The sequence below is a fragment of the Micromonospora krabiensis genome, assembly GCF_900091425.1.
GTDB classification, from domain to species: domain Bacteria; phylum Actinomycetota; class Actinomycetes; order Mycobacteriales; family Micromonosporaceae; genus Micromonospora; species Micromonospora krabiensis.
Window position 1 is genome coordinate 241,679 of the sequence record NZ_LT598496.1, and the last position, 12,268, is coordinate 253,946.

At 68.4% G+C, this 12,268-nt stretch carries 13 protein-coding genes; 6 read left to right on the forward strand and 7 right to left on the reverse strand.

Annotation, left to right across the window (positions count from 1 at the left end; translation table 11 throughout):
- Positions 1 to 248: 248 nt before the first annotated feature.
- The gene (locus GA0070620_RS01015) at positions 249 to 740 is read right to left on the reverse strand and encodes a DUF3558 domain-containing protein (protein ID WP_157741491.1); all 492 of its coding nucleotides are present in this window, start codon (positions 738 to 740) and stop codon (positions 249 to 251) included.
- Positions 741 to 902: 162 nt separating this feature from the next.
- Positions 903 to 1,382: a cupin domain-containing protein gene (locus tag GA0070620_RS01020; RefSeq protein ID WP_091587618.1), complete on the reverse strand. Its 480-nt coding sequence runs from the start codon at positions 1,380 to 1,382 to the stop codon at positions 903 to 905.
- 77 nt (positions 1,383 to 1,459) lie between these two features.
- On the opposite strand from GA0070620_RS01020, the gene GA0070620_RS01025 reads away from it, so the two are divergent.
- Together GA0070620_RS01025 and GA0070620_RS01030 are read left to right on the forward strand one after the other, a co-directional pair.
- Entirely contained in the window at positions 1,460 to 2,149 is a 690-nt protein-coding gene (locus GA0070620_RS01025; RefSeq protein WP_091587621.1) for a TetR/AcrR family transcriptional regulator, read from the forward strand.
- 635 nt (positions 2,150 to 2,784) lie between these two features.
- A complete protein-coding gene (locus GA0070620_RS01030) occupies positions 2,785 to 2,979 on the forward strand; it encodes a hypothetical protein (protein ID WP_197677516.1) in 195 nt (64 codons plus the stop codon).
- Here GA0070620_RS01030 and GA0070620_RS01035 read toward each other — a convergent pair.
- Positions 2,976 to 3,383: a sigma-70 family RNA polymerase sigma factor gene (locus GA0070620_RS01035; protein ID WP_331713253.1), complete on the reverse strand. Its 408-nt coding sequence runs from the start codon at positions 3,381 to 3,383 to the stop codon at positions 2,976 to 2,978. The genes GA0070620_RS01030 and GA0070620_RS01035 overlap by 4 nt on opposite strands.
- A gap of 314 nt (positions 3,384 to 3,697) precedes the next feature.
- Between GA0070620_RS01035 and GA0070620_RS01040 the strand changes: the two genes are divergently transcribed.
- Both GA0070620_RS01040 and GA0070620_RS01045 read left to right on the forward strand, forming a co-directional pair.
- The gene (locus GA0070620_RS01040; protein WP_091587629.1) at positions 3,698 to 4,573 is read left to right on the forward strand and encodes an alpha/beta fold hydrolase; all 876 of its coding nucleotides are present in this window, start codon (positions 3,698 to 3,700) and stop codon (positions 4,571 to 4,573) included.
- A 272-nt stretch (positions 4,574 to 4,845) separates the two neighbouring features.
- Positions 4,846 to 5,280, forward strand: a complete 435-nt coding sequence (locus GA0070620_RS01045) for an NUDIX hydrolase (protein ID WP_091587631.1) — start codon at positions 4,846 to 4,848, stop codon at positions 5,278 to 5,280.
- 100 nt (positions 5,281 to 5,380) lie between these two features.
- Here the strand turns inward: GA0070620_RS01045 and GA0070620_RS01050 are convergent, their stop codons facing one another.
- From GA0070620_RS01050 to GA0070620_RS01065, 4 genes are read right to left on the reverse strand one after another with little or no spacing between them, the layout of a single operon-like run.
- Positions 5,381 to 6,037, reverse strand: coding sequence for a GNAT family N-acetyltransferase (locus GA0070620_RS01050; protein WP_091587633.1), 657 nt, complete (start codon positions 6,035 to 6,037; stop codon positions 5,381 to 5,383).
- Positions 6,038 to 6,061: 24 nt separating this feature from the next.
- Complete coding sequence (locus GA0070620_RS01055; protein ID WP_091587635.1) at positions 6,062 to 6,733, reverse strand: GOLPH3/VPS74 family protein; 672 nt, start codon at positions 6,731 to 6,733, stop codon at positions 6,062 to 6,064.
- Between the two features lie 10 nt (positions 6,734 to 6,743).
- On the reverse strand, positions 6,744 to 7,748 hold the full coding sequence (locus tag GA0070620_RS01060; RefSeq protein ID WP_091587638.1) for an acetamidase/formamidase family protein: 1,005 nt from the start codon (positions 7,746 to 7,748) through the stop codon (positions 6,744 to 6,746).
- A 2-nt stretch (positions 7,749 to 7,750) separates the two neighbouring features.
- Positions 7,751 to 9,160 carry an APC family permease gene (locus tag GA0070620_RS01065; protein ID WP_091587640.1) on the reverse strand — a complete coding sequence of 470 codons (1,410 nt, stop codon included), beginning with the start codon at positions 9,158 to 9,160 and terminating at the stop codon, positions 7,751 to 7,753.
- A 444-nt stretch (positions 9,161 to 9,604) separates the two neighbouring features.
- Here GA0070620_RS01065 and GA0070620_RS01070 point away from each other — a divergent pair, with 444 nt between their 5' ends.
- Positions 9,605 to 10,954, forward strand: coding sequence for a helix-turn-helix domain-containing protein (locus GA0070620_RS01070; RefSeq protein ID WP_091587642.1), 1,350 nt, complete (start codon positions 9,605 to 9,607; stop codon positions 10,952 to 10,954).
- Positions 10,951 to 11,616 carry a 2'-5' RNA ligase family protein gene (locus tag GA0070620_RS01075; protein ID WP_091587644.1) on the forward strand — a complete coding sequence of 222 codons (666 nt, stop codon included), beginning with the start codon at positions 10,951 to 10,953 and terminating at the stop codon, positions 11,614 to 11,616. The genes GA0070620_RS01070 and GA0070620_RS01075 overlap by 4 nt, the downstream gene beginning before the upstream one ends.
- Positions 11,617 to 12,268 lie beyond the last annotated feature (652 nt).

A 12,268-nucleotide genomic window follows, 5' to 3' on the forward strand; every position in this document is an offset into this window, starting at 1 on the left:
TGCACCTCCTTCCGGCCCGCCGCCTCCGGCCGGCTCGCATGCCTCCCTCAGTCTGACCCGATCGCTGAGCCGATCAGGGCCGATCGCGCGGATTGCCGTCGCAGTGGGCCTGCCCCGCACCCAGTTGGCTAGCGGCAGAGCCGCTGGCCGCGCTACGCGGTCTGCTGACTGTCGCCGCCGGGCCGCCAATCGGCGAACAGGTCGGCACGTCGGGCTGTGGTCTGGTCGGTCACGATCTTGGAGATCGATCACTTCTGGCGGTCGCGGATCAGGCCGACGAGGCGCACCACAGTCGCGGTCTCGCTCTCACCTTTGCCGGTCAGGTGGAGCTGGCAGGCGCGGTTGCCGATGGCGAACTCGGCCACGATGCCGGGTCCGGTGGCCAGTCGGATGCCGTTGGGTCCGGGTTGGGTGTTGGCGAAGTCGGATTCGGGCAGGGTGCCGTCGGGTGCGGTGCCAGGGGCGCCGATGCCGACCAGGACCGACGCCAGGCTTTCCGTAGCGGTCCAACTGCACGCGCTGTCCTGGGCGTCTCCGGCGCTCCTGCCCCCGTCGTGGGCTCCAATCACCTCGCTCACCTCGGCCGCGGCGAGCAGGGCACACGGGCCATCGGCCGCGGCGGCCGCTGAGGGCTCGGCAGCGTTGGTGGTGACGGCCGGAGATGTGCCGGAGGTGGCGGGTGATCCGACCGGAGTGGTCGGTCCGGAACCGCAGGCGGGTAGCAGCGCCAACAGCGCCACCGCGACGAGGTGTGCCGGACGGCGGAATGGGTGCTTCACGGTGGTCCTCCAGGTTGGCTTCTGGTGGGAGCGACGGGCCGGGTCGCGGGCGCACAAGGACGCCGTCTGGGTTGGGCGGGGGCGGTAATCGGCAGCTGTGGGCGGTGCGGAAAAGGTGGTGGGTCAGGCGGAGGGTGGTGGACCGAGCAGTTGCACCCCGTGCCGGGCCGCGACGTGCCCCAGGGTGGCCGGGTCGATCGGCGCCGGATCGGGTAGCCGGCGCTCCGGCGCCGGTTGGCCCGCCTCGGCGGCGAACTGCTCGAACCCGGACGGCGTGGTGATCTGTAGTGCGCGCAGCGGCTCGTCCGGGCCGACGAGGAACGTGTGCGGCCGTCCCACAGGCAGCAGGACGAGATCACCGGGCCTGGCGTCGAAGACTTCGCCGTCGCAGTGGAACCGCGCGGTCCCCGAGAGCAAGTAGAAGATTTCGTCTTCCACCTGGTGCCGGTGTAGAGGCGGTGCGAAGCCGGGCGGATTGACGAACTCCACCACGGTCAACCGGCCGCCGGTCTGGGCGCCACCCGCCTTGACGATCGCCAGGTTGCCGAGGAACCAGTAGGCCTCACCCTCATCGGCGTGACGGAGGTAGGGAAGTACGGACATGCCAGGCTCCATTCGGGTGGCTAGCCAGATATTCATTAGACAACTGCTAGTCAATATACGAGTAGTATGGTGCCACGATGAGCGATGTCAAGAGAGGGAACCCGGGCAATCCGACCACTCGCCCATACCGGTCCGCGCTGCGCGAGGAGAACGCCCGCCGCACCCGGGCGGCCATCGCCGCCGCCGCCCGCGAACTGTTCCTCACCCGTGGCTACGGTGGGACCTCCCTCGCCGACGTGGCCGCCCTCGCCCAGGTGGCCCGCCCGACCGTCTCGGCCACCTTCGGCTCCAAACCGGCACTGCTGCGCCAGGTCCTCGACGAGGCGCTCGCCGGCGACGACGAGCCCGTACCGGTAGCCCAGCGCCCGTGGTTCACACCCGTCTGGGACGCGACGACGCCGGCCGAGGTGCTGACCGCGTACGCGCAGGTGTGCACCCTCATCGGCGGGCGGGCCGCGCAGATCTTCGAAACCACCCGACGGGCCGCCGACGACACCCCCGAGGTCGCCGAGCTCTGGCAGACACTGCTGCGCAACCGACGGGCCGGGGCACGAATGGTGGTCGAGCGTGCCCGTACCCTAGGACAACTGCGACAGGGCGACGACCTGCACCGGGCGGTCGACATACTGTGGATCTTCAACGACCCGGCGCTCTACGACTCGCTCGTGCTGCACTGCGGCTGGCCCGTCGAGGACTTCCAGCGGTGGCTGGCCGAGCGCATGTGCGACGCCCTGCTGCCCGCAGATCAGCGAAGCCCCCGGAGCTGACGCCGGACAGATCAACACCAGTCGGCGGACCACCGTCACCCCGTCCCGGTGCTTCTCAGCGTCCTCGGCGGACACGGCGCGCCATCGGCGACCCAGGGACAGCCGGCCGCGCCAACGCGCGGGCCGAGTCCGTGAGGCGAACACGAGATTGACTCCTTCGGGTACAGGACCCGGGCGGCCGCCCGGTGGGCGGACCCAGCCGAGCAGTCCGCCCGATTTTCCGGAAAGCCCCGACAGGTGCCAGTCAGTCAACCCCGAACAAATCCGGACACGGCCGCACGCCGTCACTCCGGTTCCACGATGGCCCGTTCGCCGACCCGGTCGTCGAGCGGCTGGACGCCCCGACGTGTTCGGCGCCGCCGACGCCCGCGACATGGGGCACCCGACCAGCGGCAGAAGAGCAAGCGGGCGATTTGGCAGCAATCGACGTTTCCCGAGGCTCAGGCGTCATACGACAGATGGCATGCTCGCGTGCCGTAGTAACCGGACTCCTGACTTCCCCTGTCCTACTACAGTGATGCGGCCACCGGAGGTACGAACCCATGCCTACTCCTACCAAGCGGCTAATCACACGGATCAGACGCGACTTCCCGGCTCCGGGCAGCTCAGACGAGGTCATCAGGTGGCTCACCCAGTTGCCGCTGGCTGCGTACGGCCGCCAGGATCCGGAGCGCGTGCAGGCTGCCTTGGTGCTCACGGCATCGGGCCAGTGGAGCCGGTTCGTCGCCGGGATGCAACTGCTTCGAGAGGACTGGCGGGATGTGCTCGTGGCGGGCGGTCTTGCCAACAACGACTGGCCGGACCGCCTCTATCTGGAGCTCCCCGATTAAAACAGCGCGCCACTCGCGTCGCCGGTCCGCCTGGCGGTCGGCAGGCCATCTCGACCGGGGGCGAGCAGGCGACGCAGCATCGCCAGCCCCTTGGCGGTCTGGCTTTTGACGGTGCCATGCGCGCAGTTCAGCGCCTGCGCCGTCTCCTCCACCGTCAGGTCCTGGAAGAACCGCAGCACCAGCACGGCCCGCTGCCGCGGCGCGAGCTGACGCAGCGCCGCCACCACATCGAGCCGTTCCGTGGCATCGGGGGCGGCCGGTGCAGGCCCCTCCGGTAGCAGGTCGGTGAGCAATACCCGAGCCCAGCCGCGCCGCCGGTCGTCAATCAACCGCCGCATCAGCATCGTCCGGACCAGTGCGTTCAGGTTGTCGGCCCGCCTGGCTCGTGGCCAATTGAGGTACAGCTGATACGGGTGTCGAGGCGGCCGGGCAGCATCGGCTCGAGTGCGGCACGATGGGTTGGTGAGTGGCTACGTGGCGGCGCTCGTGCTGCTGCACGCGCCGGGTGACTTGCCGGTCGCCATCACGTAGCGGGACCGTCGGCGCCAGCAGATGTGCGGGGGCTCGGGCGCTGGCGGTGCTGCCCTGCTGTTCGGCGCACACCTGATCATCACAGCCATCGCGGGGATCGCGACGGTGATTGTCGGCGCCACACTCACCAATCTCGGAGCCAATATCGGCGGGCGACCGTCGCCAACGGAACTAGGAGGAGGGCGCAATGCAGGCCATCCAGAAGGTCCGCCATCGACAAGCCAAGGTCAACGGCCTGGAGGTGTTCTTCCGCGAGGCTGGGCGACCCGGCCAGCCGACGCTACTGCTGCTGCACGGATTTCCCAGTTCGTCGCACACATTCCGCCAGGTCATGCCCACACTCGCCGACATCGCACACGTGATCGCCCCCGATCTGCCCGGCTTCGGACTGTCATCGTCGCCAACCATCGGCAACTACGCCTACACATTCGAGAACCTCTCACGGACGATCGAGAACCTACTCGACCAGCTTGGGATCGAGCGCTTCTTCGTCTACCTGCACGACTTCGGCGCACCAGTGGGATACCACCTGGCCACCCGCGCCCCGACTCGCATCCGCGGCCTCATCGTCCAGAGCGGCAACGCGCACGAGGACGGCCTCGGAGAGCAGTGGGACAGCGCCAGGGCGTACTGGGCGGACCCGACCGACGACAAGCGCGCCGAACTGCCAAACTGGTTGAACTTCGCCGGCACCCGTGACCAGTACCTCGCCGGGCTGCCCCAATACCTGCGCACCCTGCACGCCCCGGAGTCGTGGCACCTTGACTGGGAGCGCATGAGCCGACCCGGGAACATCGACGCGCAGTTCGCGCTATTTACCGACTACGCCAACCACGTAGCCCGCTTCGATGAACTCGCCGAATACCACCGCGCTCACCAGCCGCCGGCGCTCGTGCTGTGGGGACGGCACGACCCGTACTTTGACGTCGACGAGGTCCTCGCCTACCACCGTGCCCTCGAGCGCATGGACGCGCACATCTACGACGGCGGGCACCTCTTGTTGGAGACGCACGCGGCTGAGTGCGCCGAACTCATCCGGGCGTTCGTGCTCGACAACGCTTGAGCTGAGTCACCGCTTGACGTGGACGACGTCGAATCGGATCTGTCCTTGGACAGCGGCAGGTCCAGGACACCTTCCCTGTCCGACGGCGCACGGTTCCAAGGCGTATTTCGCATCGACCACCGGCGGCGAGGGGCGACGCGCGACTGGCGCGCCCGCTCGGGGCCAGACGCGTGCTCCTGATCCTGGTGGCCCAGGAAGCCATCTTCGGCCTGCCCGATCCGCACCTGCCAGGCCCCGGGTAGACGCACCACGAGCGAGTAGAGGAAGCCGCCGTGCCCGAGAAGGTGATCACCAGCAAGGTTCTCTGTTACGTCGTGCGGGAAGGGCACTTGCTCGTCTTTCGGCACGTCGGCTTTAGCTACGAGGAGGTGGGTATCCAGGTGCCGGGCGGCAGCGTCCGCCCGGGTGAGGACCCGGCGAACGCGGCGCTGCGGGAGGCCCGCGAGGAGACCGGACTGACAGGCTTCACCGTCGTGCGCAAGCTGGGGGAGATCGAGTACGACATCAGCCCGCTCCGATTCGAGATCCAGCGTCGGCACGTCTTCGAGTTGGCGCTGCACGGGGCGACGCCCGAGCGGTGGGCGAGCCAGGAGGACCACGACGGCGAGCAGGAGCCCACCCGGTTCGAGTGCTTCTGGATACCGTTACGGGCGGCGCACGTCCTGCAGGCCGGCCAGGGTGCCCTCGTAGGCCGAATGTTTGGCTGAGCTGGAATCCCAACGGCGGCAAACAGGGGAAACAATGCGGGAAGATGAACTACGGGACCTGGTCCAACACAGCTCATGGCTGATTGGACGCTGAGCGCGATCAGGTGATGCGGCGGCGTGAGCCCGCATCACTCGCGCTGCCGGCGGCGTCTATCGGCCATGCACTGTCGACCGCCGACGGGTTGCGGCGCATGGGATGGATGGTGGGCCCGTCCGGCAACGTGATGACCCGTCGGGGTGTGTAGCCGTAGCGGGTGTAAAGCCGACTGGCCCCTTCGGTGGGCGTTGCGTAGGAGGGCAGTCCGATGCGGTCGACGCGGCTGCGGTGGTGCTCGAGCAAGGCGGTGCCCCGCCCCGTGCCTTGAGTAGAAGGCGCGACGGCGAGGAACGCCAGGTGGTAGTGCGGCTCGCTGGGCTGCTGTACGGCCAGTAGTTGATCAAGCAGCGAGAAGCGGTCGGTGTAGGCGCCAGCGGCGTCGGGCAAGCGGATGCCGTAGTTGGCGGGTAGGGGAATAGGTCGGTAGCGGTGGAAGCCGACCGCGGCGGCGGTGCGGTCGTCGGTGAGGTAGATGTCGCCGAAGAACATCGCATGCTCGATCCAGATGGCCAGGACATCGGCCAGGACCCGACGGCGCTGGGACGGCTCGGGTACGAGCCACGCCCCGACGGGTTGAGTGTCGAGCGCCTCGGCTATGAGCGCAGCGACCGGTTCCTTGTCGGTCCAGTGGCCGGGGCGGATACGGGGTGCGGCTTGCATGTCGGCTCGGTCTCCTGCGGTCGGTCAGCGGTAGGTGGCGGTGACGAGGTCGCCGAGGGCGGCGTCGACGGCAGCGGTGATCGTCTGCACCGGCCGGTAGTGCTGGTCGGCGACGGCCCGCAGACGGCTGGCCAGCGCGGCGGTGTCGTGGTCGAGGTAGAGGTACGGGCTGAGGCCGAGGACAGCGACGAGCCCGGCGAGGGCGGCGGTGTGGTCGTCGGGCTGCTCGCGGCCAGTGGCGAGGTAGCGCAGCCGGGCGCGGGCGATGACGGGCCACTTGGTGTCGGCGACGAGATAGGTGTCAGCGCGCACGAGCCCGCCGAGGCGTCGGCGGCTGGTCTGGCGCAGGATCCCGGCGGCGACCAGCCCTGCCCGGGTGCGCTCGTACAGATCGTGAGGGAAGTCGCGCAGCCACGCCCGCAGGGTGGGGGAGCTGGGGGAGCGCACGGCGGTCAGGGCACTGTCGGTAATGAGGTCGCCGACAGGATGGACGCTGCGCGCGCGTGGCCGCTGCTCGCCGACGGGTCCGCCGTGTGGGGTGATGGTGATCCGACCGGCGAGGAACAGGTCGATGAGGACGGCGCCGGCGAGGCCGACGGCCAGGGCGTGCCGGTGCAGGTGCGGTTGACCGGTGTCGTCGTCGTGGCCGAGCAGGAACAGCTCGTCGCGCAGCGGCAGACGCGCAGTGGATGCCATGTCGTGTCTCCTACCGATGCCGGGCGGCGAGGAGCCGCAACCTGTCGTGGGCTCCGCCGTATGCGGCGGCGGGGGAGGGGAGGAACTGCTTGTCGATCGCGGCGACGACGGTGTAGTTGGGATCGCACACGTTCCCGATGGGCGCCCGGCCGGCCTGTGACACCAGCTGGTAGGCATCCAGCTCATCCAGGCCGGTGAGACAGGCGGTCCAGCCCACCAGGTCACGGTGCGCGATGCGGTAGGCGTCCTCGAGCGGCCGGGCGGCACCGACCGACATGACGGCCCGGTCGGTTTCGATCCGCGGCCAGAGCGTAGGGACACCCTTGATGACTTCGACGGCGAGGGTCGTGGCGGTCGCGATCTCCACGCCGACGCCGCAGGCTTCACCCTCGCCCTGACGAGCGTGACCGTCGCCGAGAGCGAGCATCGCGCCGTGCATCCGGACACCGAGGTAGACGGTGGCGCCGGCGCGCAGCTGCGGGGTGTCGAGGTTCCCGCCGTGGCTGTCGGGGACGATCGTGCAGCGGGCTTCGAAGCCGCCCGGTGCGACGCCGATGGTGCCGATCATCGGCTCCAACGGCAGGTCGACGACGTGGTCGCTGCCGGTGGCCCGGTAGCGGACGACGCCCGCGGTCTTGTCGACCTCGTACACCCACACCCGCTCCTGCAGCGGCGGCTGCAGCGTGGCGGTCTGCGACGTGGAGGTGAGGGCCCCAAAGTGCGGGAACGTGGCGGAAACGCCCCAGTTGCGGGTCGGTTCGATCGACAGAAGATGCACGGCCAGGGTGTCGCCAGGCTCGGCGTCCTCGACGAAGAACGGCCCGGAAACGGGGTTGAGGTAGGGCATCCGGCACACCTGCGACGGCAGGTCCGCCGGCCCGCGCACCAGCCCGCCGAAGCAGTCCTCGGTGAACACCTGCAGCACGTCACCAGAGCGCACATGAGCCACCGGCATCCGCCCGCCGAACGTGTAGGCGAACTCGTCCCGCACCGGCCGGTACACGATCTTGTCCATGCTCACACCCGCTCCACGGCACGCCGGCCGGCCTGCGGCCCGGCGGGGGCGAGGCCGGACAGCGTAGGTCGACGGCCGGTGGCGTACAGGCCGGCGAGGACCAGAACGCCGAGGCCCAGCCAGGCCAAGCCGACGCGCTGCGCCGCGATGTTGGCGTGGACCACGACGTAGGCGAGGATCGCGAACCCAACCGCGGGCATCACCAGATGCGCCCACCAGTTCCCGCTGCGGCCGCGGATCAGGTGATGCACCACCACCGTGACGTGCAGGACGAGGAACGCGACCATCGCCCCGAAGTTGATCAACGACGACAACACGGTGATCCCATCCGCCCGGGTCGCCATGTACAGCCCCAACGCCAGGGACACCACCCCGGTCAGCAGAGTCGCGTTGACCGGCACGCTCCGGCGGATCGACACCCGCGCCAGGAACGTCGGCAGCTGCCGGTCGCGGGCCATCGCATACAACAGCCGGGACGTGGCAACCTGGGCGACCATCGAGTTCGGCAACCCCCACGCGATCGCCGTCGCCACCGCGCACACCGTCGCCAACCAACTCCCACCCGCCACCCCGGCGGCGTCATAGAAGGCCGTACCGCTCGGATCACCGTCCGCCAGCAACCCGGCAGGGTCGGGGACGAGCGTCGCGGCCAGCCACGTCTGGGCGATGAACAGCACCCCCGCGACAACCAGAACCGCCGCCATCGCCCGACCGACCTGCCGAGAACCGCCCTTGGCCTCCTCGGCGAGCATGCTGATGCCGTCGAACCCCAGGAACGACAGCACCGCGATCGACACCGCACCCGCCGCCACCGACCAGCCGAAGGTGTCCGCGTCGTAGAAGGCCCCCCAACTGAACCGGCCCTTCCCCGACGCGAGGGCCCAACCAGCGACAGCCAGGAAGACCGCCAGCACGACCAGCTCACCGACCAACATCACCCGGGTGACCATCGCCGTCATCCGGATCCCCACCGAATTGACCAGCGTGTTCACCGCGACGAACCCGAGCAGCCACACCCACACCGGCACCGCCGGCACCGTCGCGTGCATCGCCACCGACGCCACCAGGTACAGCAGCCCCGGCACGAGCACGTAGTCGAGCAGGATCACCCAGCCGGCGAGGAACCCAACCGGCGGACTGATGCCCCGACCCGCATAGTTGTAGACGCTGCCGCTCATGGGAAACGCCCGCACCATCTGCGCGTAGGAGAACGCGGTGAACACCAACGCCGCCACACCGATCGCGTAGGCCAGGGCCACCATGCCGCCCGAGGTGGCGTAGACGCTGCCGAAGATCGCCATCGGCGCGATCGGCACCATGTACACCAAGCCGTAGGCCAGCAGGTCTCGGAACCTCAGCTGCCGGCTCAGCTGTTGCTGATAGCCATAGCGCGACAGCTCGTGGTCGTACATCAATGCACCTCGCGAGAACTAAGAATTCGGCAGCCGAAAGGGCTCAACATCTGCCGTGCCCTGGTCCGGGTGACGGCAAGCGGCCCGACGACAGTCAATGGGATCGAGGCTGATGTCGGTAAGTAGCTCCGCGCGATCGTGACAACAGGCCGACACAGCGAGCACTTGCCTGCGGAGAATCTGAGGCTTCGGACGGCGTGTCCAAAATCAAGCCAGGCCGCGGTTGTGAACGGCCGGTGGTTCAACTGTGCCCGTCACATTTGGCCCGGGTCCGCGGCCCGTCGACGTCGTTGTGATGTGACTGTCGGTCGCATGTCGGGATCCGCCAACATCCCTTACCGACACCCAAGAACCAGGCGTACGGTGATCGTGTCCAATGTCGTTACGGGGACGGCGGCTGGGACCTGTGCTCACCAGCGTCCACGGAGACGGGAGTTGGCAGCGATGGCCGAATACGACGAGATCGAGACTGCACGTCATGCGCTCGGCCGTCGACTCGCCCAACTGCGCATGGCCGCGGGTCACACCCAGCACAGCCTCGCCCGGCTCATCCAGTATGGGCGTAGCTCCGTGGCAAATACCGAAACCGGCCATCAGTACCCCGATCGTGCGTTCTGGTCGCGCTGTGACGCGGCACTGCAGACCGGGGGTCTGCTCGTCGGCGAATACGACCGCGTCGCCGAGCTGTACTGGCGGCGACGTCGCGCGCCGTTGAACCAGCAGCCAGATGACACGCTTCTGCCGGCCGTTGCCTCGAAGGTCAAGCCTTCCGCCTGGGGTGCGGATGACGATTCTGCTCTGTGGGAGCGCGAGGAAACCATTGCCGCCCGTCGGCTGGTGCTGAAGTCCTCGACAGACGACGACGCCCGCCTGGCGTACCTGGAGTACGAGTTGCGTCAGGCCGTCATAGACAACGAGCGCCTCACTCCGGCAGTCCTCATGGCACGAATGCGGCCGCTGCGGGCCTACGTCGATCAACTCATGGCAGGGCACCAGCACCCGCCACAACGCGCCCGCCTGTATGTCGCTGCCGCTCACCTGTCCGGACTCCTCGGCGCGCTTGCGCTCGACCTTGGCGCGTTCGCCGTCGCGCACGCCTACACTGCCGAGGCGTTCGACCTTGCCGACGCCGCCCAAGAACCGGACGTGCAGGGGTGGGCGCGGGCGACGCAAAGCCTCGTAGCCTTCTACGCCGGCCGGTACCACGATGCACTGGCCTTCGCCCAGGATGGCCTACGTCGCGCGGGCGACAGCCCTCACCGTGTTCGCCTCATGATCAACGGACAAGCGAGAGCTCTCGCCCGGCTCGGCGACCGGTACGGCGTCGACAGCGCCATCGATCGGGCATTCACGCTCGTCGACGAACAACCGTCCGACGCGCAGGTCAGCGAAAGCCTCACCTTCGGCTCGTATTGCCATGCCCGCACAGCAGCTAACGCGGCAACCGCCTACCTGGCCATCGGTCGCGGGACGGAAGTCACTGAGCACCTCGCCGTTGCCATCACCGCCTTCGACAGAGCAGGGCTGGCCGGCCCGCAAGCGCTGAGCCGCCTCGACCTGGCCACCGCGCACCTGCATGCTGACGACCCCGACCAGGCCGCCGCCCTTGCCATGGAGGCACTCGCTCTCACCGCAGATCAGCGATACGAGTCAGTACACCAGCGCGCCCGGCAGTTCATCGCCAACGCCAAGCCGTTTGCCCACCGGCCACGGCTCCGGCAGCTCGCCGAAATGCTCGCCGAACCTGCAGCGATCGGCGCCACGAGACGATCGGCTCTACCATCCCCCTCATGACTAGCCGGGAACTCGCCAGTCTCCAGCGGCGCTGGGCCGCCTACCAGGATCTGCCCGAACTCACCGAACACTGGTACTGGCGTCCTGGCTGGCGAGACGGCCGTGAGTTTTACACCTGGCACCTCACCTTCGAGCACCAGCCCGATCTTCACGACCTCACGACACAACTACAACGCCAGCTGGCGTTGCCCGGGCTGGACCTGGTCCCGCTCGACGGCCTGCACCTGACCATGCAGGGACTCGGCTTCACCGACGAGGTCACCGACGACGACGTCGCGGCGATCGTCGCCGAAGCCCAGCGACGATGCGCAGACATGCCACCGCTCGAGCTGTCTCTGGGCCCCGTCGATCCAGATGCCGAGGGGATCGGCCTGCTCGTCCGACCTTGGGACCGGGTCGAAGCCCTTCGCGCCACGATCCGCGGCGCCATCGCGACAGTGTGGACCTCGGTGCCGGAGCCCGCTGATGGCTTCCGCCCGCACGTCACTCTCGCCTACAGCGGCGCACCTGTACCCACGGAGCCGATACGTGCCCAGCTAGCGGAACTTCGCCACCTCCCGGTCGCGCCAGTGAGAATCAGCGAGGTACCACTGATCGCGCTACGCCGCGAGGACCGTATTTATCGATGGACTACGGTGGCGGTTGTGCGGCTGGGCGGGTGACGCCAACTGGCAAATCTCGAGGTAGCCGCTCATATATCTGTGCATGCTGCGAGGAGTTGCAGGTGCAACTCCCTGAGATTGACCGGCCCGGGCCGGGAACAGTCTGTGGGGCGGGGTAACCAACCTGGATCCGCTGAATGGCGGCGGCGGCCGAACCGTATGTGTGCGGGAAAGTCGTACGTCGAGCCCGGCGCAGCCGGAGGCAGTGCGGAATCACGCTCGCGTATGCGGTAGCAGATGTGCCGTCAGCTCAACCCGTTAGGTCGCGTGGGAGCAACTCCCGCTCAGGCGGGGAACAGCAGGTCGGCGCCAGCCGTCGCAAACGTTCGAAGTGGTCAACCCCGCGTGCACGGAGAGCAGGGAATGCGCTTCGAGTGGTGGCATGGCCAGGCGGGATCATCCCCGCCTGCGCGGTGAGCGGATGAGCCTGGCCAACCACCATCCAACGGCGCCGGGATTACCCCCGCCTGCGCGGGGAGCGGTCGCGCACCACGGCTAAGCCGAAGTCGAGCACCGGATCACCCCCGCGTGCGCGGGGAGCGGTCTTCCTGACCTGGTGCTCTAAAGATCCACTACCCGTTGTTCCTTCGCTTTCGCGGCGGGCGCCTGGATCCTCACCAGGTTGGCGCGTGGGGGCGGTGCAAGTTCGTCG